The organism is Winogradskyella arenosi (assembly GCF_003337305.1).
In the GTDB taxonomy this organism is placed as follows: domain Bacteria; phylum Bacteroidota; class Bacteroidia; order Flavobacteriales; family Flavobacteriaceae; genus Winogradskyella; species Winogradskyella arenosi.
In genome coordinates, this window is record NZ_QPJO01000004.1 from 244823 (window position 1) to 270125 (window position 25303).

General features: G+C 35.0%; 24 protein-coding genes. 14 read left to right on the forward strand and 10 right to left on the reverse strand.

Annotated elements, in window-relative coordinates; all coding sequences use genetic code 11:
* Positions 1-43: 43 nt before the first annotated feature.
* From serC to DFQ08_RS12665, 8 genes are all read left to right on the forward strand, one after another.
* A complete protein-coding gene (gene serC / locus DFQ08_RS12630; RefSeq protein ID WP_114310379.1) occupies positions 44-1105 on the forward strand; it encodes a 3-phosphoserine/phosphohydroxythreonine transaminase in 1062 nt (353 codons plus the stop codon).
* A 137-nt stretch (positions 1106-1242) separates the two neighbouring features.
* Positions 1243-2193 carry a D-2-hydroxyacid dehydrogenase gene (locus DFQ08_RS12635; protein ID WP_114310516.1) on the forward strand — a complete coding sequence of 317 codons (951 nt, stop codon included), beginning with the start codon at positions 1243-1245 and terminating at the stop codon, positions 2191-2193.
* Positions 2194-2346: 153 nt separating this feature from the next.
* Positions 2347-2982, forward strand: coding sequence for a DUF937 domain-containing protein (locus tag DFQ08_RS12640; protein ID WP_114310380.1), 636 nt, complete (start codon positions 2347-2349; stop codon positions 2980-2982).
* 211 nt (positions 2983-3193) lie between these two features.
* Positions 3194-3634 (forward strand): DUF6146 family protein, encoded by a 441-nt coding sequence (locus DFQ08_RS12645; protein WP_114310381.1) that lies wholly within the window; start codon positions 3194-3196, stop codon positions 3632-3634.
* 50 nt (positions 3635-3684) lie between these two features.
* Complete coding sequence (locus DFQ08_RS12650) at positions 3685-4179, forward strand: DUF6787 family protein (RefSeq protein WP_114310382.1); 495 nt, start codon at positions 3685-3687, stop codon at positions 4177-4179.
* Positions 4176-4517, forward strand: coding sequence for a hypothetical protein (locus DFQ08_RS12655; protein WP_114310383.1), 342 nt, complete (start codon positions 4176-4178; stop codon positions 4515-4517). The genes DFQ08_RS12650 and DFQ08_RS12655 overlap by 4 nt, the downstream gene beginning before the upstream one ends.
* 39 nt (positions 4518-4556) lie before the next feature.
* Positions 4557-6962, forward strand: a complete 2406-nt coding sequence (locus tag DFQ08_RS12660; protein WP_114310384.1) for a TonB-dependent receptor — start codon at positions 4557-4559, stop codon at positions 6960-6962.
* A gap of 13 nt (positions 6963-6975) precedes the next feature.
* The gene (locus DFQ08_RS12665) at positions 6976-7545 is read left to right on the forward strand and encodes a type 1 periplasmic binding fold superfamily protein (RefSeq protein WP_114310385.1); all 570 of its coding nucleotides are present in this window, start codon (positions 6976-6978) and stop codon (positions 7543-7545) included.
* A gap of 46 nt (positions 7546-7591) precedes the next feature.
* Here DFQ08_RS12665 and DFQ08_RS12670 read toward each other — a convergent pair whose 3' ends face one another.
* Entirely contained in the window at positions 7592-7870 is a 279-nt protein-coding gene (locus tag DFQ08_RS12670; RefSeq protein ID WP_114310386.1) for a hypothetical protein, read from the reverse strand.
* A gap of 151 nt (positions 7871-8021) precedes the next feature.
* On the opposite strand from DFQ08_RS12670, the gene DFQ08_RS12675 reads away from it, so the two are divergent.
* The gene (locus DFQ08_RS12675; RefSeq protein WP_114310387.1) at positions 8022-8696 is read left to right on the forward strand and encodes an ABC transporter ATP-binding protein; all 675 of its coding nucleotides are present in this window, start codon (positions 8022-8024) and stop codon (positions 8694-8696) included.
* A gap of 12 nt (positions 8697-8708) precedes the next feature.
* On the opposite strand, the gene DFQ08_RS12680 is transcribed toward DFQ08_RS12675, so the two are convergent.
* Both DFQ08_RS12680 and DFQ08_RS12685 read right to left on the reverse strand, forming a co-directional pair.
* Entirely contained in the window at positions 8709-9941 is a 1233-nt protein-coding gene (locus tag DFQ08_RS12680) for a DUF3999 family protein (protein ID WP_114310388.1), read from the reverse strand.
* Positions 9913-12324: a DUF2339 domain-containing protein gene (locus DFQ08_RS12685; RefSeq protein WP_114310389.1), complete on the reverse strand. Its 2412-nt coding sequence runs from the start codon at positions 12322-12324 to the stop codon at positions 9913-9915. The genes DFQ08_RS12680 and DFQ08_RS12685 overlap by 29 nt, the downstream gene beginning before the upstream one ends.
* Positions 12325-12661: 337 nt before the next feature.
* Here DFQ08_RS12685 and fumC point away from each other — a divergent pair, with 337 nt between their 5' ends.
* Positions 12662-14059: a class II fumarate hydratase gene (fumC, locus tag DFQ08_RS12690; protein ID WP_114310390.1), complete on the forward strand. Its 1398-nt coding sequence runs from the start codon at positions 12662-12664 to the stop codon at positions 14057-14059.
* 429 nt (positions 14060-14488) lie between these two features.
* The gene (hutI, locus tag DFQ08_RS12695; protein ID WP_114310391.1) at positions 14489-15727 is read left to right on the forward strand and encodes an imidazolonepropionase; all 1239 of its coding nucleotides are present in this window, start codon (positions 14489-14491) and stop codon (positions 15725-15727) included.
* Between the two features lie 55 nt (positions 15728-15782).
* On the opposite strand, the gene DFQ08_RS12700 is transcribed toward hutI, so the two are convergent.
* Positions 15783-16670 (reverse strand): chromosome partitioning protein ParA, encoded by an 888-nt coding sequence (locus tag DFQ08_RS12700; RefSeq protein WP_114310392.1) that lies wholly within the window; start codon positions 16668-16670, stop codon positions 15783-15785.
* 111 nt (positions 16671-16781) lie between these two features.
* Between DFQ08_RS12700 and DFQ08_RS12705 the strand changes: the two genes are divergently transcribed.
* A complete protein-coding gene (locus tag DFQ08_RS12705; protein ID WP_114310393.1) occupies positions 16782-17810 on the forward strand; it encodes a formimidoylglutamase in 1029 nt (342 codons plus the stop codon).
* Positions 17811-17919: 109 nt separating this feature from the next.
* On the opposite strand, the gene DFQ08_RS12710 is transcribed toward DFQ08_RS12705, so the two are convergent.
* Genes DFQ08_RS12710 through DFQ08_RS12720 form a run of 3 tightly spaced genes read right to left on the reverse strand, consistent with a single transcriptional unit; the run spans position 17920 to position 19541 of the window.
* Positions 17920-18753, reverse strand: a complete 834-nt coding sequence (locus DFQ08_RS12710) for a mechanosensitive ion channel family protein (RefSeq protein ID WP_114310394.1) — start codon at positions 18751-18753, stop codon at positions 17920-17922.
* Between the two features lie 31 nt (positions 18754-18784).
* On the reverse strand, positions 18785-18964 hold the full coding sequence (locus DFQ08_RS12715; protein ID WP_114310395.1) for a hypothetical protein: 180 nt from the start codon (positions 18962-18964) through the stop codon (positions 18785-18787).
* Entirely contained in the window at positions 18948-19541 is a 594-nt protein-coding gene (locus DFQ08_RS12720; protein WP_114310396.1) for an RNA polymerase sigma factor, read from the reverse strand. The genes DFQ08_RS12715 and DFQ08_RS12720 overlap by 17 nt, the downstream gene beginning before the upstream one ends.
* Before the next feature lie 405 nt (positions 19542-19946).
* On the opposite strand from DFQ08_RS12720, the gene DFQ08_RS12725 reads away from it, so the two are divergent.
* On the forward strand, positions 19947-20540 hold the full coding sequence (locus tag DFQ08_RS12725) for a hypothetical protein (protein WP_114310397.1): 594 nt from the start codon (positions 19947-19949) through the stop codon (positions 20538-20540).
* Between the two features lie 103 nt (positions 20541-20643).
* Here DFQ08_RS12725 and lpdA read toward each other — a convergent pair whose 3' ends face one another.
* From lpdA to DFQ08_RS12740, 3 genes are all read right to left on the reverse strand, one after another.
* Complete coding sequence (gene lpdA / locus DFQ08_RS12730) at positions 20644-22044, reverse strand: dihydrolipoyl dehydrogenase (protein ID WP_114310398.1); 1401 nt, start codon at positions 22042-22044, stop codon at positions 20644-20646.
* 492 nt (positions 22045-22536) lie between these two features.
* Entirely contained in the window at positions 22537-23307 is a 771-nt protein-coding gene (locus DFQ08_RS12735; protein ID WP_114310399.1) for a LuxR C-terminal-related transcriptional regulator, read from the reverse strand.
* A gap of 120 nt (positions 23308-23427) precedes the next feature.
* Entirely contained in the window at positions 23428-23886 is a 459-nt protein-coding gene (locus DFQ08_RS12740; protein WP_114310400.1) for an Lrp/AsnC family transcriptional regulator, read from the reverse strand.
* A gap of 160 nt (positions 23887-24046) precedes the next feature.
* Between DFQ08_RS12740 and DFQ08_RS12745 the strand changes: the two genes are divergently transcribed.
* Positions 24047-25246, forward strand: a complete 1200-nt coding sequence (locus DFQ08_RS12745; protein ID WP_114310401.1) for an aminotransferase class I/II-fold pyridoxal phosphate-dependent enzyme — start codon at positions 24047-24049, stop codon at positions 25244-25246.
* Positions 25247-25303: the final 57 nt, after the last annotated feature.

A 25303-nucleotide genomic window follows, 5' to 3' on the forward strand; every position in this document is an offset into this window, starting at 1 on the left:
AAAATCATATTTCCGAAGCATCGGGAATGAAATCATAATTTTCATGAAAAAACATAATTTTAGCGCAGGACCATGTGTATTACCAAAATCTGTAATGGAGCAAGCAGCAGCTGCTGTATTAAACTTTGATGATGGTTTATCGTTATTAGAAATCTCGCATCGTAGCAAACCTTTTGTAGACGTCATGGAGAATGCGAGGTCCTTAGCTTTAGAATTGTTAGGCCTAGAAGGTAAAGGATATAAAGCCTTATTTCTTCAAGGTGGCGCAAGCACACAATTTTTAATGGTAGCTTTAAATCTACTTGAAAAAAGAGCTGGATATTTAAACTCCGGAACCTGGGCAGATAAAGCCATTAAGGAGGCTAAAATTTATGATGATATTTATGAGGTTGCTTCTTCTAAAAGTGCCAACTATAATTATATTCCTAAAGGATATGATATTCCTGAAGACTATGATTATTTTCACTGCACCTCTAACAATACCATTTTTGGAACGCAGATGAAAAGCTTCCCTAACTCACCAGTCCCATTGGTCTGTGATATGAGTAGTGATATCTTTTCACGTCAGTTAGACTTTTCTAAATTTGATTTAATCTATGCCGGCGCTCAAAAAAATATGGGACCTGCAGGAACAACTTTGGTCGTTGTTAAAGAAGAGATCTTAGGTAAAGTATCGCGTCAAATTCCATCAATGATGGACTATAAAACGCACATCAGCAAAGGCAGTATGTTTAATACGCCTCCTGTATTTGCCGTTTATGTCTCTATGTTAACTTTAGAATGGTTAAAGAACTTAGGAGGAATCAAAGCTATTGAAGAAGAAAACGAAAAGAAAGCACGTCTTATTTATTCTGAAATTGACTTAAATCCATTATTTAAAGGATTTGCAGCCAAAGAAGATCGTTCTCTTATGAATGCGACCTTTACTCTAGAAAACGAAAACTTAAAAGAAACGTTTGATGCTATGGTAAGAGAAGCAGGAATCAACGGTATTAACGGACACCGTAGTGTTGGAGGATACAGAGCTTCTATGTATAATGCCTTAACTTTAGATAGCGTAAAAGCTTTAGTTGAAGTTATGAGCGAATTAGAAAGCAAAGCTTAATAAAAAAAATCGTTTAGGGCGCCTTGCTATTCAAGGGCTAACCTAACGCCATTAAATAATAACTGTCATTTTTTTTACACGCCTAAAAAGATTAAAAATAACCAGGCTTACTGTAAACAATGACCAATAAGAAAATCATGAAAGTATTAGCAAACGATGGAGTCTCTCAAAGTGGAATTAACGCTTTAGAAGCTGCAGGTTATGAAGTAATAACAACAACTGTTGCACAAGAACAATTAGAAAACTACATTAATAAAAATGAAATTTCAGTTTTATTAGTAAGAAGTGCTACAACGGTAAGAAAAGATTTAATTGACAACTGCCCTAGCCTAAAAGTTATTGGTCGTGGTGGTGTTGGTATGGATAATATTGATGTAGACTACGCACGTAGCAAAGGTCTTAAAGTTATTAATACCCCTGCTGCATCGTCGCACTCTGTGGCCGAGTTAGTTTTCGGACATTTCTACGGACTTGCACGTTACTTACATAACTCTAACCGCGATATGCCTTTAGAAGGTGATGCCAACTTTAAAGGGTTAAAGAAATCTTACGCTAAAGGAACAGAATTAAAAGGTAAAACTTTAGGCGTTTTGGGCTTTGGACGTATTGGTCAAGCTACCGCTAAAGTAGCTATCGGAGCAGGTATGAAAGTCGTTGCTTTTGATCCTTTCTTAGAAAAAGCAAATCTTGAATTGGATTTCTTTGATGGTCAAAAAGTGAATTTTGAAATTGAAACCATTTCTAAAGAAGAGGTTTTAAAACAAGCAGATTTCTTAACCTTACATGTACCGGCTCAGAAGGAATACGTTATAGACAAGAAAGAATTTGAACAAATGAAAGACGGTGTCATTATCGCTAATGCTGCCCGTGGTGGTGTTGTTAATGAAGTCGCTTTAGTTGAAGCGATTCAGAGTGGTAAAGTTTCAAGAGCAGCTTTAGATGTTTTTGAAAAAGAACCTAAACCAGAAATTCAATTGTTAATGAACCCAGCGCTATCTTTAACCCCACATACCGGGGCGGCTACAAATGAAGCTCAAGATAGAATTGGAACGGAATTAGCAGAACAAATTATTGCTATTCTTGGTTAATTGATTGTCTTAAAATGACGGCACACAGCTTCTAAGGTTTAAAAAAACACTAGAAAATGTGACCAATACAAATAAAATGAGTCCTACATAACGTGGGACTTTTTTTGTATCTTGAAGAACCATATTTAACGAACCTTAAAAAACAGAAATAAAATGGCAGGAATTTTAGACTTATTAAACAGCGATTTAGGAAAAAATATTATCAGTGGTGTGGCAGGCTCAACAGGCGCAGACCAAGATAAAACAAGCAGCGTATTAACAATGGCGCTACCCGTATTAATGAAGGCGATGGAGCGTAATGCCTCTACTCCAGAAGGTGCAGAAAGCCTAATGGGTGCTTTAAATGGGCAACATAACGGTGGTATCTTAGATAACCTTAGTGGTTTATTTGGTGGCGGTGTAGATGATAGCGTTAAAAATGACGGTTCTAAAATTCTTAGCCATGTTTTAGGAAGTAAACAACAAGGTGTAGAACAAGTGATTGGTATTAAATCGGGCTTAGATACCGATACGGTCTCTAACATCCTTAAGGTGGCAGCACCTATATTAATGGGTATTTTAGGAAAACAAGCCAATCAGAATAACGTAAGTTCTCAATCTGATATCAGTGGGCTTTTAGGAGGTTTACTTGGAGGAAGTAGCGCGAGTAACGAACAAAGTTTCTTCGAAAAAATATTAGATGCCGATGGTGATGGTAGCGTTGTAGACGATGTAGCTGGTATGGTTTTAGGAAGCGATAAAAGTTCTGGAGGTATTGGAAGCCTTTTAGGAGGAATGTTTGGTAAATAAAAATTAGACCAAAAAAAATAAGTAAAGCAGTTCTAGTCTTAGAGCTGCTTTTTTTATGCCGCTTTACGTAGTCATAAGCCTTCCTCCCTTCGTTAAACTCTAAGTTTACGCATTGCCTCTAGTTTCGCGCTCTTAAATACATTTACTTTACGGTGTTAAACTGAAGTAAAACACGAGGACTTCAAAAAAAAAATTAATACCTTTATTATCTATGAAAAAATTACTTCCCTTTATTGTTGTTGTTATTTTGGTGGCAAGTTGTAAGTCTTATACCACGAGCCCCGTTATAAATAATGAAAATGAGCACAGCCTTATTGGCAATGATACAGTGTCTATTAGTAGTGATGAAAACGACTATGAGATTATTATTATAGAACCTGGTTTTAATTCTTGGTTATTATCAACCGCAAGACCAGAGGGCTACCACTCTCAAGAATGGTTAGAGTCTAGAAACGCTATCTTAGTACAAAGTTGGAACCAAAGAAATATGCAACCCCAAAACTACGATCCGAGTTTATACGAAGTTCGTATTGATTACGATGTTAATTCAGACTACGGCTACGAGGTTAATTATAAATTGTACAACTACTTTTTATACTTTCAAATAAAATATAAGCAAAGACTGACCTCTGCGTTTAGTCCTAGAATTTAAGCTTTAAATACATCTTTATTTATTAGTTTTGCAGCACGAGAGTGATGCATATGGAAAAATTTAAAAAACACTGGGAAATACAACACAATTGGCAGTTGTTATTTCCCTTTTTAGGTCTAGTTATTTTAGGGTATTCGGCCTTCAAAATAGCGAATGGTATATTAAAAACTTATGGCCTTATCATAAGCATTGTAGCGGCTATTGCTATTTTCTTCGTTTTACTGAAATTCATTTTATTCATCTTTAAAAAATTAGAAAAAAAATGGATTTTAGATTATAAATGGGAAATGATTCGCGTTTTTATGGTTTTTGCCATTACAGGGAGTTCTTCCTTATTTGTAGGACGTCCCCTTATTTATGCCATGGGAATTACTAAAGAAAACTTAAACCCTATACTCTATTGGTTTTTATTCCTTATCATTGGGCTTATTTTCTACCAAATCCTTTTAGTTTCTTATGGTTGGCTCTTTGGTCAGTTTAAATTCTTCTGGGAATTTGAAAAGAAAATGCTTCGTAGATTCGGATTAAAAAGATTTATAGATTGAATTTAAAAACAATATTTACGCCCTTATTAAAGCCATTAGCCGTTGTGCTAGTGCTGGCGGTATTGTTTCCTTCTGCTATAAAATTAACCCATGTGTTTTCGCACCGCTCACACAAGGTTTGTAAGGTCGATGGCAATGAAAAAACCCATTTTCATGAGTCGGACCTCAATTGCGATTTTTACAAGTTTCAACTTAATAACATCCAATTCTTTGTTAGCTCTAATTATGACTTATTAGAAGAAGCTATAACAGAGAAAACTTATTTTTCACATTATATTTCTTTTGAAGATTATCAGCATTTATCAAGGTTTGATCGGGGGCCACCCGCAGTGATTTAGAATTTGTAAAATTTCTATTACACTAATAAATCTATTTGAATGACACGATTAATTATTGGCCTAGTTATCGCTATATCTAGCTTTAGTTATAGTCAAAACTGCAGTTATATTTTCTTAGGAGAGTTAAAAGATTTTCATGACGGATCCCCTATAGAGTCAGCCACTATTTATCAAAAAGAAAATGATAAGTATGCGTTCTCTGACTTAGACGGGAAATTCAAAATTAAAAATCTTTGTGCAGGTCCATTAACATTAACCATATCGCATGCCAATTGCGAAACTAAAACCGTGAGTTTTAACATCAATAGTGATACTTTTAAAACTATTTTAATTGAACATCATATTGAAGAACTCAAGGAAGTTTCAGTGGTTGCTCATGTGGATAAAAAGGAAACCACTACAGCGCAAGAAACCGTATTAAAAGAGCAAACCCTAAAAAAGTATGCCGCTTTGAGTATTGGAGATGCGTTAAAAGAAGTGGCTGGTGTCTCTTCAATTTCTACAGGAAGTGCAATTGTTAAACCTATGATTAACGGATTGCATAGTAGCCGACTTATTATGCTAAATAATAATGTTAGGCTACAAGACCAAGATTGGGGAATTGAACACGCTCCTAATATCGATGTTAATGTAGCGTCTCAAATTTCTGTTATTAAAGGCGCCGGAGCTTTGGCTTATGGCGGCGATGCTATTGGTGGTGTGGTGGTTGTTAATCCAGAGCGGGTATTTTTAGAAGATACTTTATTCGGAAAAACAACAGTAACCGGACAAAGCAATGGAAGAGGCTATTCCTTAAGTACCAAATTAAATAAATACACCGCTAAAGGTTGGTTTGCCGCTGTGCAAGGCTCCCTTAAGCAAAACGGTGATTTTGAAACTCCTGATTATAATTTAACCAACACGGGCGCTAAGTCTAAAGGTTTTTCTTTCCGTGGCGGAAAACATAATTTTGAATCGGGTTTTGAAATCTTTTACAGCTATTTAAATAATGAAATAGGAATCTTAAAAGCCTCTCATATTGGTAGTATCCAAGATTTGGTAACCGCTATTAATAGTAGAGAACCTTTAGTGATTGAAGATTTTAGTTACGACATTAACGCACCAAAACAAGATGTAACCCATCAGCTTTTTAAAGCTATGTATTACAAACGTTTTACAAATTTTGGTAAAGTTAATGTACAATACGATTATCAAAACAATCAACGCTATGAGTACGATATTCGTGTGGGTGACGACAAGTATAAGCCCGCTTTAGATTTAGAATTGAATACACATACCGTAATGACAGACGTGATTTTAGATGCGTTTTCTAAGACAAAAGTAAAGTTTGGACTGATGGGCCGCTACCAAAATAATTTTCCAGATCCCGATACTGGCATACGACGCCTAATTCCGGATTACGATAAATATGATTTTGGTATTTACACCACAGCAGAGCAGCGCTTAAACACTAATTTAACTGTAGATTTAGGATTTCGCTACGACTACAATCGTATTGATGCTAAGAAATACTACATCACCTCACGTTGGGAAGAACGCGGGTATGATGAGGATTTCTCTGATATTATTATTGATTATATCGATTCGGGTACGCAATTGTTAGCCAACCCCGTGTTTAATTATCATAATTTTTCAGCTTCAGCAGGATTCCAGTATCTGCTTAATGAGCACCACGGTTTTATAGGAAACTATAGCTTATCAAGCAGACCTCCTAACGCTTCAGAATTATTTAGTGATGGCTTACACCACTCTGCGGCAAGAATTGAATTGGGTGATTTAAGACTAACCAAAGAAACGTCTAATAGAGTTTCGGCGAGTTATAATTACACAAGCCCCCCCTTCAAGCTGACCACAGAAGTCTTTTACAACCGAATTGCTAATTTTATGTATATAGAACCCACAGGAATTGAGCAAACCATAAGAGGTGCTTTTCCAGTATGGAGTTATTTACAGACCGATGCGGAGTTATATGGGATAGATTTAAGTGCAGACTACCATATTAATGAGCATTTTAAGTTTTCAAACAAATCGTCTTACACCGTAGGAACTAATATTGAAGATGATAAACCACTTATTAATATCCCTGGTTTTAAAACCTTAAATACGATAACCTATACCAACGCAAATTGGAAACAATTTTCAGCATCCTTAAGTAGCGATTGGAATTTTGAACAAACCCGATACCCTGATAATAATTTTGAGACCTATATTGCAGCAACAGAAGAAACCGTTCTTGTTGATGTGAGTACGCCTCCTAGTGCTTATCAGTTATTAAATCTTTATTCTGAAGTGACTTTAAAGACGTCCGCTAAAACCAATTTAAACATTGCCCTTAGCGTTAATAATTTATTAGACACCAAGTATAGAGCTTACCTAAACCGCCTTCGTTATTTTGCTGATGACTTAGGAAGAAATGTAATGTTGCAACTACAATTTAACTATTAAAAAAAATTAAAACATGAAAACCATTAAGTATCTATTTTTATCTGTATTAAGTTTATCTGCACTTGTATCTTGTTCATCTGATGATGATACCCCTGAAGTTGTAAACGAAGAAGAATTAATCACAACAGTTCGTTTAGAACTTACACCTGCAACAGGAGAAGTAGTTGTGCTTCAAAGTCAAGATTTAGACGGTGATGGCCCTGATGCTCCAATTTACACTATGGAAGGTGATCTTGTTGCTAATACGGATTATATTGGCGCTGTTCAGTTTTTAAATGAACTTGAAAACCCTGCTGAAGATATTACTTTAGAAGTTTTAGAAGAAGGTGATGACCACCAAGTATTCTATACGTTTACTTCTGCCACCGACAGTAGCTTTACTTACAACGATGTAGATAGCGACGGAAACCCAATTGGAGTTTCTACCTTATTTAACTCAGGAGCAGCTTCTACAGGAAATACCTTAGTCGTAACTCTAAGACATGAGCCAAGTAAAAGTGCTGATGGTGTTAGTGCTGGTGACATTACTAATGCTGGTGGAGCTACAGATGCCGAAGTTACATTTACCTATGATGTTAACTAATAACGCCGTTCCTTTATAAAAAAAGCACTCCGAGGAGTGCTTTTTTTTAGGCTTTAATTTCTGGGGTTTGTTTTTTTATAACATAGCTATAAAACCACATTAAGGTAAAACTTGGTATCACATCAAGCCCCGGTAAAGCTTCTTCTACTAAGGCTACGAAACCTGCAATCTTCCCAGCTTTTCCTTGATACATGCGGGTCATTATCCAAGCAGAAATGGGCGCCCAAACAATATCTGAAAACTCCCCTACTCCAGGAATGATGAAAGAGACTAAGCCTATAGCATCTAAGACGATACCCATTAGTAATTTTTTGTATTTATTCATCTGTATTATTTATTCGTATTAAGAACTTCAAAAACTGTTCCAAAAATCTTTAGAAATTTTGTCTCTTTAAATATCTTAATTTTTTCTTGACTACGATAAAACTATAAGCTACTATTGTAGATTCTGACATTTAGTAGTACTTTCACATCGTATGAGCAAAACCGTTATTTCCGCAAAACAAATTAAAAAAGCCTATAAAACACTTCAGGTTTTAAAAGGTGTTGATTTAACCATTTTAGAAGGCGAAGTTATTTCTATTGTTGGCGCTTCAGGAGCTGGTAAAACGACCCTGCTTCAAATATTAGGCACCTTAGATAAACCCGACTATCAAGCCGATACAGAACTCATAATTAACAACCAATCTATAAAAACCCTAAACGATAAAGCTTTGGCTAAGTTTAGAAATAAAAATATAGGTTTTATTTTTCAGTTTCATCAGTTATTACCTGAATTTACGGCCTTAGAGAATGTTTGTATTCCCGCCTTTATTCACAATACTCCAAAAGCAGAAGCTGAAAAGCGCGCTAAGGAATTGTTAGAGTATTTAGGCCTCAGTGCACGTATTCACCACAAACCTAATAGCATGTCTGGAGGGGAACAACAACGTGTGGCGGTTGCCAGAGCCCTAATTAATAATCCTAATATTATTTTTGCCGATGAGCCTTCTGGAAATCTAGATAGTGAATCCGCAGAACAACTTCATAATTTATTTTTTAAGCTCCGTGATGAGTTTAACCAAACCTTTGTTTTGGTAACTCATAATCAAGAGTTAGCTGAAATGGCCGATCGTAAACTCACCATGGTAGATGGTAAAATTGTCAATTAAGATCGTGCTGCTTTAACGCTTCTTCATCATACTTAGCGTAAATCCGCCAAGAATTAAGATAATGACTCCAATAATACCCCATAGCCAATATTTATTTTGAAATAAAGGCCTTGCTTCAGGTGATTTTTGTTTTTGTAAGCTTACTTCATCTCCAACATGTAGTGCTTTTAAATCTTTAGGCACCTTAGATTTAAACCTCGCAATATCATAGCTCGGCAGCTTTGCTGAAGCTTTCCCATAGACTAAACGATATGCTGCTGGCTGAGAAAAACGTGCTAATAATTGATGTTGCGGTCCATAAACTTTAATTTTCCCTAAACTCAAAGGTTCATTGTCCTTATTATACAGTGTTACTTTTAGGTGCTTTGCTAGCGTGCTTTTAAAACTAAATCTTTGCGGTTCTAAAGAATGTAGAACCCCTTTTGTTAAGGTTGAATATTGGTAGGTCCACCCCTTTTCAGTGTTTAAACTATCGCTGCGGTATTCAATTTTAAGCGCACGGTAAAAATCATAAGTATTTTCAACTTCTATATGAAGCTCAGAGACCGGTACGGTTTCTTCTAAAACAACATCAACTTCCGTGATTTTGGTACCGCGATCCGTGTTTTGAAACATAGAACGAATAGGAAAATTTAAAATCGTACCTTTATTAACTTCAACCTTATTAAGGTGTGCCCCTTTTAATTGCGGAGTTTCCTTCGTTTTTACCAAAAGCCTTAGATAGGTGTAATTAGCCTCTGGAAATCGCAATTGACTAAAGCTATAATTTGTAATATTATTTTGGATTGAAAGAATACGGTAATCCACTAAAATCGTAAACCATTCTTGTTGATCTTGGCTCCCTTGTAGACTTACATTCCAATCGAAATTAGCGACTTTAAAATCAAGATCAATCGCATTAATTGAAGTCTCCGTTGGAACCTGAAAGGTGTAATAAAACCCTTCCGCGCCTTTACTACGATTAATAATTTTAAACGGAATCTTGTGCTGTACCACTTGGTCCGAAAGAGTTTCTAAGAGGTACGGTGCTACAATAGTATCATTAGTAGAGGTTAGTCCATAAATTCTTAAATCTGACAGGTCTGGTTGTAAATTCTCAAAAACCTTAGACGGAATGATAATGTTATGCCACTCATCTTCTATACCTGTAAGTGCTCGTTCATACTGATAGGTATCCATTTGCGCAAAACAACCCAGGCTGAACATCAGCAGAATACTAAATAGATAATTGGTCTTTATTGTCATGAGAAATGCGGCTTTTATATTTATTATACAAAAATGAGACGATAAGCAATAGTAGCCCTAAGGAGACAAACACAATCGTTTTAGAAATGGTATTGAGATGTGAAATATCGTAGAAAAACAACTTTAATAAGGTAAGGGCAAACAGGCCTATACCTCCTATTCTTAAGTAAACTTTATCTTTCCAAAGTCCGAAGACAATTAACACAAAGGAATATAAGCCCCACAAAATACTAAGTCCTAATTTATAGGATTGTTCTGATTCCATGACATCCATCCAATGAATAAGCTCACTGCTTAGACACCATAAAAGGGCGATATGCAACACCAAATCGTAAATCATATTGACAATTTTATCTGATCTATAGCCCTTTACACTTTTAGTACCAGTCCATAACACTATAGCTAAAAATAAATAACAGATATAACGCAGCCATAAATTAAAGGTTGTACTTATAAAATATTCTGAAGGCTCTAAATAACTTGTTCTTAACTCACTTAGGGCGTATAATCCTTGCGTTAAAAAGGTAAAAATGCTAATGACAGACAAGCCAATGACCACTTTTTGAAGCATTTCATTTTTTATGACTTTAAGGTTTACTAAGGCTAACACGGCCACAAAACCTAAGGAATAATTTAGCACCCATAGGGTCTTAAAGGTCATTAAATCGTAATTATAAAAAGTAGTGCTATAGATATTTTCAGCATCCAACGTTAATTTTGTACGATCTAATAACTGATTCCAATACGAGGCAATTTCTAATCTAAAGGCATAGTAAATGGTAAACAACAACAGACAAGACAAGCCATATTTAAAGACAACTATCCAAATTGAATCGGTTTTTAACGTTGAAGGATATGCCGGATTTCTAGATAGCCAAACCATACTCCCAAAAGCGGCTATAAATAATACCGAGGTTAAAAAATAAAGATTAAATATAAAAGGTAGAACAGCATGTTCTCCCAAACCACTATACCCCACAGACCAATCTTCAATTAAACTTAAAAAGGCTAATAAGATTAATGGGAATGCGAGTTTCTCGTAAACGGGAATGCTTTTGGTTCTCCCCAACCAAAATAATAAGGCCGCTTCTGTAACCCATAGCAAGGTGACCCAATTTCCATTTAATTGTACAGGAATGGTGATGGTTATAAACACCAATACCATAGCAGAGGCTAAATAGAATAGATTCTTAGAACCTAAGTTTTTCTTGAATAAAATATAACTCACTATAAAATGAATTAAGGCATTAACAAGACTAAAAACACCTAATAACTCTTGTCCTACCGGATCCGCTTCTAAAATCATATACCCAAAGCCATAGAATAAAAACGAGTTAAGCAATAATAACACCACATCACTGCTGTGTAAAACTTCTGTTTTAAGCATTTTAAAAGCTAAGAACGTTACATAAAAGATGAGAAAAAATATGGTCGGAAAACTGAGCCCCAAAAGCAATTGGTCTTCAAAAGGCATTTCTACAAAATAGCAAGCCGCATAAATTAACCAAGTACATACAAAGGCCGATAAGTATAAGGATTTCCAATACTTTTTAAAGGAAAGCACTACGATGCCCAAGTTGATAATCACCATATAACTCAACAGCGCACTTATGCGTCCTGAACCATCACTGAGTAAAAAAGGTACTGCATAAGCTCCTACCAAGCCCAAATGAGCAATAATTTGCTTGTTGTAATTAATGGCAGCAACGACGGTAAAGAGCGTAAATATGACCATCAGCGCAAACGTGACACCTTGTGAAATTAGGTCGTAAAAACTATAGGCAAAAAAGGTTATAAAATACAAAATAACCATAGCGCCACTGACTAAAACGGCACTAAACGCTGCAAATTTTGCTTTCAGTTTTATACCAAACCCTAAAAGTCCAATGGCCATAAGATAACCCAAAATAATACGTGTACTAGGACTTATAAGATTGTTTTCAATAGAATATTTTGCTCCAATAGCCACCCCTATTACGGTAATAAGTATCCCTATTTTATTTAGGAGATTTTCCCCGATAAAGGATTCTAAACGAAATTTGTTAGGTCTGCTTTTACGCTTTGATTCTAAATCTTCAGACCGGTCTTGAGGCGTTTCATGCTCAGAACTAACCGGAGGCGTTGAAGCTTCTACCGGCGTTAAATTTTGCAATACGGGTTCTTCCGCAGTAATTTCAACCTTTTCAATAGTTTCAACTTTTTCAACCACTGGAGTTTCAACCTTCAGTCCATCATCTTCAGCATTAGCCTCAGGAAATTCAGATTGTAAGCGATACAATTCTTCCTTTAAATTGTTTATTTCTGAAGTAAACTCGGCTTGCCTTTCAAACAAAAGTTCTAACTTCTCTATAAGCTTATTAATGAGTTCTTGACGGTCTGACATATAACTATAATTTCGCGATTAGTAAAAAGTACTAGACCAAGCTAAAATAGCATATATATTTTGAACTAGAGTTTTAGACTGACGCCTATTCAAAAAAAATGTAATTAAATACTTACTTTTTCAGAAGACATAAGATTAAGCGCCGTCTTAACTTTAAAATAAAATATTTAAAGAAAAATGATATTTATCAGCTTTAATTACGGCTTTAGTTTTAGGAGAATGTGGCGTAAAACTTTTTAACCATTTTATCTAAAAACTGTTTAAATAAAACCTATAGAATACCCGTTTAGACCCTTAAAATATTTAAATTTGTAAAGCAATAAATACATATATCAACATGAATTACCGAATAGAAAAAGACACCATGGGGGAGGTAAAAGTACCTGCCGATAAACTTTGGGGAGCACAAACTGAACGTTCTCGTAATAACTTTAAAATTGGTGCAACAGCCTCAATGCCTTTAGAAATTGTTTATGGTTTTGCATATTTAAAAAAAGCAGCAGCGTATACCAATTGTGAATTGGAAGTGATGTCTAAAGAAAAACGTGATTTAATCGCAAAGGTTTGTGATGAAATCTTAGAAGGACAGCACGATGATCAATTTCCATTAGTCATTTGGCAAACCGGTTCTGGAACCCAGAGTAACATGAATGTGAATGAAGTTGTGGCCAACAGAGCGCACCAAATTGCTGGTAAAACTATTGGTGAGGGCGAAAAAACTATTCAACCTAATGACGACGTTAATAAATCGCAATCGTCTAACGATACGTTTCCAACAGGAATGCATATTGCGGCTTACAAGAAAATTGTAGAAACCACCATTCCAGGGGTTATTCAGTTACGTAATACACTTCATAAAAAATCTCAAGAATTTAAGGCAGTCGTTAAAATTGGACGTACGCACCTTATGGATGCGACACCGCTTACCTTAGGACAAGAGTTTTCAGGGTATGTATCGCAATTAGATCACGGCTTAAAAGCTTTAGAAAATACCTTACCACACTTAAGCGAATTAGCTTTAGGAGGAACCGCTGTAGGAACCGGATTAAACACTCCAGAAGGTTATGACGTTCTTGTGGCTAAATACATTGCTCAATTTACAAACTTACCTTTTGTTACTGCTGAAAATAAATTTGAAGCCTTAGCGGCACACGATGCTATAGTAGAAACCCATGGCGCTTTAAAGCAATTGGCGGTATCTTTAAATAAAATTGCTAATGATATTAGAATGATGGCCTCAGGACCACGTTCTGGTATTGGTGAAATTATTATCCCAGCGAATGAACCAGGAAGTTCTATTATGCCAGGAAAAGTAAACCCTACGCAGTGTGAAGCCTTAACTATGGTTTGTGCACAGGTTTTAGGTAATGATGTGGCTATTTCTGTTGGAGGGACACAAGGACACTATGAATTGAATGTCTTTAAACCTGTAATGGCAGCTAACTTTCTACAATCAGCACAATTAATTGGTGATGCTTGTGTAAGCTTTGAAGAGCACTGTGCAAGTGGTATTGAGCCTAATCACCAAGTTATAAAAGAATTATTAAACAATTCTTTAATGCTTGTAACGGCTTTAAATACTAAAATTGGTTATTACAAAGCGGCTGAAATTGCAAATACAGCCCATAAAAACGGCACCACTTTAAAAGAAGAAGCAGTGAATTTAGGTTATGTTTCTGCTGAAGATTATGACGAATGGGTGAAGCCAGAAAATATGGTGGGTAGCTTAAAGTAACTTGTAAGGCGCTTTCCATAAGACCTCAAGGCTACAATTATAATTTATGACTATATTCGTAGACATCTTATACCTTGTACTTTTGGAATAGCAGTTTTATAAGCTTTAAAATAACGCGTGGAGGGCACAGTTTTTTTAGATATTGAAAATGTAAACCACATAGTAACAAGAGGAATCCTCCTCTACCCTATGTTCTTTTACAACAATACTTTTACAGAAGCTGTACTTAAAGTTTGAAGCTTAGGCCTACAGCATGTGTTCCGTGTTCATCGTCTAAGTCTTTTAAAGTGTTAAGCCCTAATAACAAAGGCCTTTTAAAGTTTATAAAAAAGTAAAATTACAATGTTCAAATAAATCAAAAAAAACGCTAGACCTCTATACCTAGCGTTTTTTTATTCAAACTAATACGTTTACCAAATACTAATAAGCATGTCTATATTAATAAAAAACATTCAACAACTCGTTCAGGTACATGAACATAACACCACGATCGTTAAAGGAAGCGATATGAAAACCCTTCCTGTCTTAGAAAATGCGTATCTCTACATTGTAGATGATACCATTATAGAATATGGTGTTATGGAAGATTGTGAAGGAATCCATGCTGAAAAAATTATAGATGCCACGGGGCAGATTGTTTTACCTTCTTGGTGCGACTCTCACACCCATCTGGTTTATGCTGGGGATAGAACTTCGGAATTTGTCGATCGAATCAATGGCCTTTCTTATGAAGAAATCTCTAATAAAGGTGGTGGAATTTTAAATTCAGCCAAAAAACTTCAGGAAACGTCGGAAGAAGAATTGTTTGAGCAATCTTTAAAACGATTGAATGAACTTATCGCTATGGGAACTGGTGCGGTTGAAGTTAAAACAGGCTACGGGCTTACGGTAGAGGCCGAACTTAAAATGCTACGGGTAATAAAACGACTTAAACAAGAGAGTTTAGCCACCATCATCCCTACACTCTTAGCGGCTCATGCCATTCCTAAAGACTATAAAACCAATAAAGAAGCCTACATTAAGCTTATCACGGAAGAACTGATTCCGCAAGCGGCGGCTTTAAATATCACACACTTTATTGATGTGTTTTGTGAAAAGGGCTATTTTGATATTGAGGATACAGAAACCATTTTAAAGGCTGGCCAAGCGTATAACCTTAGGCCAAAAATTCATGTAAATCAGTTTAATATTCTCGGCGGAATTGCTTTAGGAGTAAAACACAATGCCTTATCGGTAGACCACCTTGAAGAACTCAGCTCTGAAGATATTGAAGCCTTAAAAACAGGAGATACCATTCCGGTTGCCCTACCAGGCTGCTCTTACTTTTTAAGTATGAATTATACCAAAGCAAGAGATATTATCGATGCAGGTTTACCCTTAGCTATTGCTACAGATTATAATCCGGGGTCTTCACCAAGTGGAAATATGAACTTTATTGTTAGTGCGGCTTGCGTCAAACTAAAAATGACTCCAGAAGAAGCCATCAATGCAGCTACCATTAATGGGGCTTATGCTATGGGAATTAGCAGTATGTACGGAAGTATTACACGAGGAAAAAAGGCTAATATTATTATTACCAAACCCATGAAACACTACAGTGAAATTCCATATGCTTTTGCTCACGATCCTATTGCGCATGTTATTATTAATGGGCAATTGTTAAAATAAAAAAATCCAGAAGTCTTAAACTTCTGGATTTTTTCTTTTTAGCTTTTATTCAGGCTTATCTTAATTCAAATTCTGAACTTGAAATTAACGCTTTATCGTTAAAGACATTCACCGTGTAACGTCCTTCTTCAAATTTAGAATCTTCTAATTCATCTATATATTCACAGATATTTAAGTTTCTATTCTCGTAATTAAAACGGCTAATTAAACTGTAGTTTAAAACCTGTTCGTCAAATTCTACTTGTGCGTTGCTTCCTAATACATTATTACTAGGATCAATAACCTGTACATATAATTCCTTGTCACCGCTTTCCGTTAAGGTATTCTTAGCAACGGTAAAACAAATTTTAAGTTTATCACTTCGTCTTGCACGTTCTGTTGGAATCTGCTTTCCATTATTACGTTCTATAACGCCCATTCCTACCAAACCAACAGTCTGTAAAGCTGCTGCATCTTTAACTACCGTAGATAACTGAGTGTTTTGCACCAATAAAGAATCGGTAAACATGGTACGTTCTGCCAATTGTGTTTGCGTACTGTCTAATGATGATGCTAAATATTGATTTTCACCTTTTAAACGGTCGTTTTCAACCAGTAAGACGTCCATTTCTTCTTGTAAGGCTAAGTACTTCTTTTTGTAGTTCCATAAGCTTCCCACACTATTCTGAGACACTTTTAGCGAATCCATTAATCCTTGAATACGATCTCTGGCTGCTACTAAATCTTGATTTTTTAATTCACTCTCAGCAATGGCTTCATCATAATCCTTAGCCATATTATTAAGATCATTCATTACTTGTTGCTTTTCGCTCATCAGTAATTTCTCATTTTCTTGTTTTTCGCTATACAGTTTTGAGGTGTAAAACGCAGTGACTAAGAATAATACCAAGAGTATTACTAATCCTACCTTTAATCCTGAATTCGATTTTTGAGATCCTTCCATAATTTGTTTAGTTTTTGAGTATTCTTTAATTGTTGTTTTTAATGATATTTAAGGTCAAAGTAATTAAATAAAAATGTACATTTAACTAAATTAAAATAATATTTCATTTAAATGCAGCAGCTAACTTTATTTACTGAAAAAGAAAAAGAACAGCTTTTAAATAAACGAAAAGGGGAAACAAAATTTGGTGAACAGATTCAGTTAATACCCAACCTCACAAAGATATACGATGATATTGCGCGTTTAGATGTTGACTATGTTATTTTTGGTATTAGCGAAGATATAGGTGTTGCGGCAAACCACGGTAAAACAGGAACTTATAAGGCTTGGGATGCTACATTAAAAGTTTTATTAAATATTCAGAGTAATACCTTTACCAACCCTAACCGGGTTTTAGTCTTAGGCCAATTAGAATACCCTGAAGAACGTAAAGCGTTATTAAATCTAGATTTAAGCAAAAAAAAACAACTTGCCAAAGTGCGCCATTTTGTAGAAACTATAGATCGTGATGTAACACATTTGGTTACTGCCATACTAGAAGCCGGCAAAATCCCAATTATTATTGGTGGCGGCCATAATAACGCTTATGGTAATATTAAAGGCGCCGCATTAGCTTATAAACAACGTATGAATGTGATTAATTTTGATGCGCATTCCGACTTTAGATCCGATGAAGGCAGACATAGTGGTAATGGTTTTAGTTATGCCTATGCTGAAGGGTTTTTAAAGTATTATTTCATCTTTGGATTGCATGAAAATTATACCTCTCAAAATTTACTGAGTAGGCTTAAAAAAGTGAAATCTATAAAATATAACACTTATGAAGCCATTGCCGTAAGACAAGAACTGGACTACAGTTCAGAATTAAAATCGGCAGCAGATCATATTAATGACAGACCATTTGGAATTGAAATGGATTGTGATGCCATAAGGCACGTGCCAAGTAGCGCAATGACTCCTAGTGGTTTTAACAGTGAAAAAGCAAGACAATTTATACATTATTTTGGCTCGCATAAAAACGCGGCCTATCTCCATATTTGTGAAGCAGCACCTACTCCATCTAATGAAACCCAGGTTGGAAAATTAATTACCTATCTTATCACCGATTTTATTCGTGCTAAAAACGCTTGCAATTTGTAAGACTGAGATAGATATAAAAGATTTTACGAGAGGTTATAAAAGGTAAAGCATCTCAATACCCTATTACTCCCTAAACACAACTTAACAGATAAAGGGTGAGGCCTTAAAATTAAGCCTCATCCTTCACCACAATTTGTGTATCAATAATGTCTTTTACGGGAACGATAAGTTTTTCTTGTGCATTTTTTAAGACCACAGAAATACTTTGAACAGCTTCAATTGTATACAATTGATCATTGAATATAATCTTTTGTCCTACTTCAAAAGTCTTTCTGGCATAAAAGGTGTTCAATAATTTTCCCACCACTTCTTTAGCTCCAAAACCAAAGGCAATAGCAAAGGCCAATAAAAAGGCCGCCATAATCATGGTTATATTATTGGTTATAATTACCGTATCAATACCCGCTTGGTTTAAGGCTGTAATAGATATAAAGGTAAGAATAAGGAAAAATACCACTTGACTGATCATCTTTCCTCCCGATAAATCCATAGAAGCAAAAAGTGATTTGAGTCCATTTTTTACAAAATTGGCAAATAATAATCCTAAAATAAAAATAACTAAAGCTGCAAATAACTGTGGTAAATACCCTAATAAATTATTCACCTGATTAGATATGATTTCTAGCCCTAAGCTTTCAGAAATCACCACTAATAAAATGATATACATCACCCATTTTACAACCTTAGAAATCACTTTAACGGTGTCAAAATTGATTGACTTTCCCTCTACAATTTCAATCTCCTTTAGTTTAGCGTCTAGCTTCTCTACCTTAGCAAATTTTAAAAGTTTTTGTATCGCTTTTACCACAAGCTTGGTTACAAGCCATCCAACGATTAAAAGGACAAGAGTCCCTAATATTTTTAGAGCAAGAGTTGAAAATTCTGGCCATAAAGCGTACAACGATTGTATTGCACTGTTCTTAAATGTCATTATATTTTCCATGGTAATACGTTTAGGTGAGGGATTGTTTTAATTAATTATGCTTTTGTCGTTTACTCTGTACACTTTCTATAATATGACCTATATTATAAGAAAATAGCTCAGCTAATTCCATAAAAAGCTTAGCCATAGCCACATCGTGCATCACTTTTGCTTTAAGCTCAGAAGGAACTTCCTTAAGAGGCTGATCTAATTGCTTAAATGGATTCTCCATCTTTCGTGTAATTTGAGTACTTCTGTACTAATTTTTCTTTTGCTCTTTTTAAACGCATCTTAACGGCGCTTTCTCCAATATCTAAAGCATCTGCTAATTCTCTAATCGATAAATTATCTTGATACTTTAGTAATAAAATCATTTTTTCATCTGGCGATATAAGCTCCATGACTGATTTTAATTGCTCAACTCTCATGTTTTCAAACTCATAAGTAGAATCTATATCCTCGCCTATATTTTCAATATCTATAGATTCGCTGCTAATAGATTGCTTTTCAATTTTCTTAGCGGTATTACGAGTCACATAATTAACACAGTGGTTATACGTAAACGCATATAACCAAGTTGAAAATTTAGATTTCCCCTTAAAACTTTTTAATTTAATAAAAACCTTTAAGAAAACATCTTGAGTTAAATCTTTGGCTTCATCAACACTATTGGCAAATCCATAGCATTTATTATAAACCATAGCGGCATGCCTGTCATAGAGTACCTCAAACAACATAGTGTCGTTTGTTTTTACGATAGCTTCTACAAGCGCTTCATCGTTTAGGGTATGAATAGCGTCTACTGTCAAGGGAAATTTTACTCTGTAATTATATGGTTGTTAGCTATAAGACACTTATTTTAAGATAAAGTCACTTATACGTTTTGTTATTTCTGAAGACACTATAAATATTCTGATACAGGAGTATTAAAAAGATCAATTTAAAAGTTTAGCACTTCAGTTTATGTTCTAAAAACATAGACTGTAAGGCGCTTTGACAAAATTACATAATTTATATGGCTTCATTATTACTTTTCTCACTAATAATACGTTGTAGAAGTCAAAAAAAACCTTCTCTAGCCCTAAAGAGTAGCCAATGCCCCTAAAAGTTCTCAACTAGAAATTTTGAAATGTTTAGAAAATCCTTAACTTTAAGAAATAAACCACATCAAACAAACGTTTTATCATCTCAGCAGGGTACCACAAATCTATTGAATGAACGATTTTTTGCATAAAACCATTCCGAATTTAAAACCATTTAATTATGAACGTCATCATGATGCGCATTTTATAAATCAACAATGGGTTTTGGTTAATGGGATTTCTAATAAAAAATCAGTTTACACTTTTAAAGCCAATAATATTCTTGAAATCTCGCGTAAAGACAATGTTATTAAAACATCGTGGACCATTTCGCTTCAGAATATACTCACTATAGAAACCGAAGACGGCCAAATCACCGTGAGTGCGTTTTTTAAAGATGATGATATCCTTGTGCTTAACAACCAGGATAACGATGAATTTGCACTTTATATAAATACCACAAAATATAAAGACGAATTAAATTCCATTGAAGACATACAAGCTTTTTTAAAGTATAAATATCAGAAAAAGGTCAGTACTACCATTTACGATCATGAATTTTATTATATCGAAAAATCTGAAGAATTTGGTCCTTGTAAAGTTGAAGAATTAGCCCAAAAAGTCCGTGACGGAGAAATAAGCGGCTATTGTTTTGTCCGAGATATTAATGCTTACGATTACAGTGAGCGCTTACGTATTTTTGATTTAATAAACGAACTCGACTAACACCTGATCATAGTATAATATAGATAATGTCATAAAAAAAGCGAACCCTAAAGTTCGCTTTTCTATTACTATGGTATTGAAATCTTAAGACTTCAAAATATATTTATACGTGTAACGCACGGTTATCCGTTGCTGCTAATGCTGCTTCTTTTACCGCTTCAGCAAAAGTTGGATGCGCATGAGACATACGCGAAATATCTTCAGCAGACGCTCTATATTCCATAGACACAACGGCTTCAGCAATTAAATCGGCACAACGTGCACCAATCATATGTACGCCTAATACTTCATCTGTAGTTTTATCTGCTAAGATTTTTACAAATCCTTCAATATCTCCACTTGCTCTAGCACGACCAAGGGCTCTAAAAGGAAATTGTCCTACTTTATAAGCTACGTTATCAGCTTTTAATTCTTCTTCCGTTTTACCAACAGCCGCAACTTCTGGCCATGTGTAAACCACACCTGGAATTAAATTATAATCAATATGAGGTTTTTGTCCGGCAATAGTTTCTGCCACAAACGTACCTTCTTCTTCAGCTTTATGCGCTAACATAGCCCCTTTAATAACATCACCGATGGCATAGATATTAGAGGTAGACGTCTGTAAATGTTCGTTAACTTCTACTTGTCCTCTGTCATTCATCTTAACACCAGCAGCCTCTAAGTTTAATCCTTCCGTGTAAGGCTTACGTCCTACAGACACTAAACAATAGTCTCCTTTAAACTCAACCACTTCACCTTTTTTATTCTCTGCTTTTACTACAACTTCGTCTCCTTTACGTTCCACAGACTGTACTTTATGAGAAAGCATCATTTTACATTTTGCTTTCTTAAAGACTTTATTTAATTCTTTAGACAAACCAGCATCCATTGTAGGGATAATTCTGTCCATATATTCAATAACAGTCACTTCTGCTCCTAAACGACGGTAAACCTGTCCAAGCTCTAAACCAATAACCCCACCACCAATAATGATTAGGTGCTTAGGCACTTCTTTTAATTTTAAGGCTTCTGTAGACGTAATAATACGTTCTTTATCTAAAGAGATAAATGGTAAGTTAGAAGGCTTAGACCCTGTTGCTATAATTACTTTTTTAGCTTCAATCTCTTGAGCATCTTTTCCTTCAATCTTAATGTGAGTAGCATCTATAAAAGATCCTAACCCTTCAAAAACATCAATATTGTTTTTCTTCATTAAGAAATCAATACCTCCCGTTGTTTGGTCTACTACAGCTTGCTTGCGACCAATCATTTTTTCTAAATTCACTTTAATATCTCCTGGAATCTCAATACCATGATCTTCAAAGTGTTTTGTTGCTTCTTCATAATGATGAGAAGAACTTAATAAAGCTTTACTTGGAATACAACCTACGTTTAAGCAAGTTCCACCGAGAGTAGAATATTTTTCAATAATTGCAGTTTTCATGCCTAATTGTGCGCAACGGATTGCTGCTACATATCCACCAGGTCCTGAACCTATTATTGCTACATCGTACGATTTCATATGATTTTTTTTTCGTTGATTAAAAAACGATAACAAATGTACAATTTAGATTAATATATTACGAATTTTAAAACAATATTAAATGCACCTTATCTTATTTTTTTATTTCCATTGCCTCTACCTTATTTTTAGACCTAATTATAGTGCAAAAAATTCTTTGGATTTTTAAAATAGCTCGGTTTAGAAATTGCTTAAACCCATACACCCCAATCGATACTAGCAATCTTAAGCTAATAGCTACTGTCGCAGAACATATATTATATGTCGTTTTTTAAAAATAAAATACTTTGAAGTGAGAACTATTACGCGAAGGTATTTTATATAACAAATTCTGAACAGACCTCCTTTTTAATTTGGCCTAAAAAAATGGCCCAAACTTTAAGTTACCCCTAAATAACTCTTAGAATGGACCTGTTTTACCCTAAATTTAATAGCTTCTCAAAGTTGCAATATATTAATGATACCCACAATACTCAATTTGAGTATTTATGCTTACAACCAATGTTTATTGCTTTTTAATAGTCCTACTAATTCTCCTGTAGACGAAATGTTCAACTTTTTTAAAATATTTCTACGATGTGTATCTACGGTATGCGAACTAATATTAAGTTTATCTGAAATGGCTTTACTCGATTGATTAAGAACTAACAATCTAATAACATCACGCTCGCGATTACTGATACGTCCCTGAAGTAATTTTTGAGAAAAATTATTGAAATATTGGGTTTCGTATTCATTATTTGCATTTAAGATCTTAGCCGAGGCAGAGATGTCCATTTTAAGTCCTGCATCTAAAACCGTGTAATGGGCTAGGCCAATAATAGGTTTGCCTTCGCTACCAAAAATTAAAGGCGTGGTATTTTGAACCACATTCACATAATTCCCCTCACTATTTTTAAGTCTGAAATTCCATGTATAATTAGTGTCTCCTCTTTTGCTTATAGGAATTTTTTCAAGCGTAAATTCCATTAAGCCATTTAGGCTTTGAATCCATGGCTCTACATCGTCTGGATGAATTCTACTCCAAAAATAGCGCATACCACGTTTTTTTAATTCCTCAGGATCCAGACCTAAACAACTCTTGTAATTTTTACTGACATATTCAAAGGTAAGAGACTGCGTATTCGTTACACAAAAAAACGTTGAACTATAAGGTAGATATTCATCAAGCTCAATAAATTTCTTAATATGCTTTTCTAAAAACGGTTTATTATAGGATTTAAAAATAAACTCGTATACCTCTTTAATTTCATCATATTTCATAAGAGAAATTTAAAAAATTATCATTTCACTATGGGTATCTATTCAAAAAAACATTCACCCAATTATCTAAATAGCAACATTATAGTAAAGAAAACTCTAATAAAAATACACTTTTTTTATTTAAACCGAGATAGCCGTAGTGTACTTCACTTCATTAATCATAAACATACTGTGAGTACTACCAATGTGATTAATTTTAGTTAATTTCTCTACCATAAATACCCGAAAGGCTTTCATATCTTTTACAAGTACTTTAAGTAAATAATCATAATCTCCACTGAGATGGTAACACTCTAAGACCTCCTCTAACTGCGTAACTTCCCGCTCAAACCGCACCACATAATCTTGAGAGTGTTGTACCAATTTCACATGGCAAAAGGCCACAAAATCTTTCTCCACCTTGCTTTTATCTACCAAGGCGACATATTGTTTAATAATTCCGCTTTGTTCTAATTTTTTAATACGCTCATAGACGGCAGTTACAGATAAATTTAACTGTAGCGCTAGAGCTTTTGTAGTTTGTTTACTATCTTTTTGCAGTAAGTGAAGTAATTTTCTGTCGGTAGCATCAAAAATCATACTTATCTTTTTTCTAAACGAAGGGTTATCGTTGAGTAATTTAAGATAAAAAATCTAAAAAAAACTCTAATTGCTTATGATTTTTCTAAAATATACCACATTGCTTGACTAATATTCTAATATAGCAGACTTTTGATGTACTAACTAAAATTTTATAATCATGGCATTTAAACCCGCAAATCAGATTCAAGATTTACAATATTTTGGAGAGTTTGGAGGCGTAAACCCTTCCATTTCAGACTCTTCCACCTATACCTTTCTATCCGCAAAAACCATGTTTGATACTTTTGAAGGCAATGCTGATGGCTGTTATCTCTATTCGCGCCACTCGTCCCCCTCTAATTTATATTTAGCTGAAGCTTTGGCCGCTATGGAAGGGACTGAAACCGCTACGGTAACCGCTTCAGGCATGGGCGCCATCACCGCCGTATTATTACAGCTCTGTGGCGCTGAAGACCATGTGGTCAGTAGTAGAACAATTTACGGTGGGACGTATGCTTTTTTAAAAAATTTTACGCCACGTTTGGGTATAAACACCAGCTTTGTAGACATAACCAATTTGGAACGCGTGGAAGCGGCCATTACCCCAAAGACTAAAGTGTTGTATTGCGAATCGGTAAGCAATCCACTACTCGAAGTCGCCGACATTAAGGGGTTAGCACAATTGGCCAAGACCTACAAGCTAAAATTGGTTGTTGATAATACGTTTTCTCCTCTATCTATTTCGCCTTATCATTTAGGTGCCGATGTGGTAATTCACAGTTTAACAAAATTTATCAATGGCTCGTCAGATACCGTTGGTGGCGTGGTTTGCGGAACTACAGAATTAATCAATGACCTGCGTAATGTAAATGACGGTGCAGCCATGCTTTTAGGCGCTACTATGGACAGCTTGCGCGCTGCTTCAGTATTAAAAAACCTGAGAACTCTACATATAAGGATGCAACAACACAGTTCTAATGCGGCTTATTTAGCCGAAAAATTTGAACGTGAAGGCTTAAAAACCGTATATCCTGGATTAAGATCTCATCCTTCTTATGGATTATTTAAAGCTATGATGAATGAAAAATACGGATTTGGAGGGATGCTCACCATTGATATAGGCACTTTAGAAAAAGCCAATGCCTTAATGGAATTGATGCAAAAAGAAAATTTAGGCTATCTCGCCGTAAGTTTAGGCTTTTACAAAACCTTATTTAGCGCGCCGGGGAGTTCTACATCTTCAGAAATTCCTGAGGAAGAACAGAAATCTATGGGACTAAGCGACGGTTTAATACGTTTTTCAATTGGATTGGATGCCGATATTGAACGAACCTTCACAAAAATGAAAGCGTGTATGACCCAATTAAATATTTTATAAAATTTATAAAAAGAGGTAATATAATTGAAGGTTAGTATTTTCAGAAATGAAAATCTA

What these genes read in the sequence shown, in the direction of transcription:
- serC (WP_114310379.1), top strand. Translation starts at nt 44, where the DNA reads ATGAAAAAACATAATTTTAGCGCAGGACCATGTGTATTACCAAAATCT.
- DFQ08_RS12635 (WP_114310516.1), top strand. Translation starts at nt 1,243, where the DNA reads ATGAAAGTATTAGCAAACGATGGAGTCTCTCAAAGTGGAATTAACGCT.
- DFQ08_RS12640 (WP_114310380.1), top strand. Translation starts at nt 2,347, where the DNA reads ATGGCAGGAATTTTAGACTTATTAAACAGCGATTTAGGAAAAAATATT.
- DFQ08_RS12645 (WP_114310381.1), top strand. Translation starts at nt 3,194, where the DNA reads ATGAAAAAATTACTTCCCTTTATTGTTGTTGTTATTTTGGTGGCAAGT.
- DFQ08_RS12650 (WP_114310382.1), top strand. Translation starts at nt 3,685, where the DNA reads ATGGAAAAATTTAAAAAACACTGGGAAATACAACACAATTGGCAGTTG.
- DFQ08_RS12660 (WP_114310384.1), top strand. Translation starts at nt 4,557, where the DNA reads ATGACACGATTAATTATTGGCCTAGTTATCGCTATATCTAGCTTTAGT.
- DFQ08_RS12665 (WP_114310385.1), top strand. Translation starts at nt 6,976, where the DNA reads ATGAAAACCATTAAGTATCTATTTTTATCTGTATTAAGTTTATCTGCA.
- DFQ08_RS12670 (WP_114310386.1), bottom strand. Translation starts at nt 7,870, where the DNA reads ATGAATAAATACAAAAAATTACTAATGGGTATCGTCTTAGATGCTATA.
- DFQ08_RS12675 (WP_114310387.1), top strand. Translation starts at nt 8,022, where the DNA reads ATGAGCAAAACCGTTATTTCCGCAAAACAAATTAAAAAAGCCTATAAA.
- DFQ08_RS12680 (WP_114310388.1), bottom strand. Translation starts at nt 9,941, where the DNA reads ATGACAATAAAGACCAATTATCTATTTAGTATTCTGCTGATGTTCAGC.
- DFQ08_RS12685 (WP_114310389.1), bottom strand. Translation starts at nt 12,324, where the DNA reads ATGTCAGACCGTCAAGAACTCATTAATAAGCTTATAGAGAAGTTAGAA.
- fumC (WP_114310390.1), top strand. Translation starts at nt 12,662, where the DNA reads ATGAATTACCGAATAGAAAAAGACACCATGGGGGAGGTAAAAGTACCT.
- hutI (WP_114310391.1), top strand. Translation starts at nt 14,489, where the DNA reads ATGTCTATATTAATAAAAAACATTCAACAACTCGTTCAGGTACATGAA.
- DFQ08_RS12700 (WP_114310392.1), bottom strand. Translation starts at nt 16,670, where the DNA reads ATGGAAGGATCTCAAAAATCGAATTCAGGATTAAAGGTAGGATTAGTA.
- DFQ08_RS12705 (WP_114310393.1), top strand. Translation starts at nt 16,782, where the DNA reads ATGCAGCAGCTAACTTTATTTACTGAAAAAGAAAAAGAACAGCTTTTA.
- DFQ08_RS12710 (WP_114310394.1), bottom strand. Translation starts at nt 18,753, where the DNA reads ATGGAAAATATAATGACATTTAAGAACAGTGCAATACAATCGTTGTAC.
- DFQ08_RS12715 (WP_114310395.1), bottom strand. Translation starts at nt 18,964, where the DNA reads ATGGAGAATCCATTTAAGCAATTAGATCAGCCTCTTAAGGAAGTTCCT.
- DFQ08_RS12725 (WP_114310397.1), top strand. Translation starts at nt 19,947, where the DNA reads ATGAACGATTTTTTGCATAAAACCATTCCGAATTTAAAACCATTTAAT.
- lpdA (WP_114310398.1), bottom strand. Translation starts at nt 22,044, where the DNA reads ATGAAATCGTACGATGTAGCAATAATAGGTTCAGGACCTGGTGGATAT.
- DFQ08_RS12735 (WP_114310399.1), bottom strand. Translation starts at nt 23,307, where the DNA reads ATGAAATATGATGAAATTAAAGAGGTATACGAGTTTATTTTTAAATCC.
- DFQ08_RS12740 (WP_114310400.1), bottom strand. Translation starts at nt 23,886, where the DNA reads ATGATTTTTGATGCTACCGACAGAAAATTACTTCACTTACTGCAAAAA.
- DFQ08_RS12745 (WP_114310401.1), top strand. Translation starts at nt 24,047, where the DNA reads ATGGCATTTAAACCCGCAAATCAGATTCAAGATTTACAATATTTTGGA.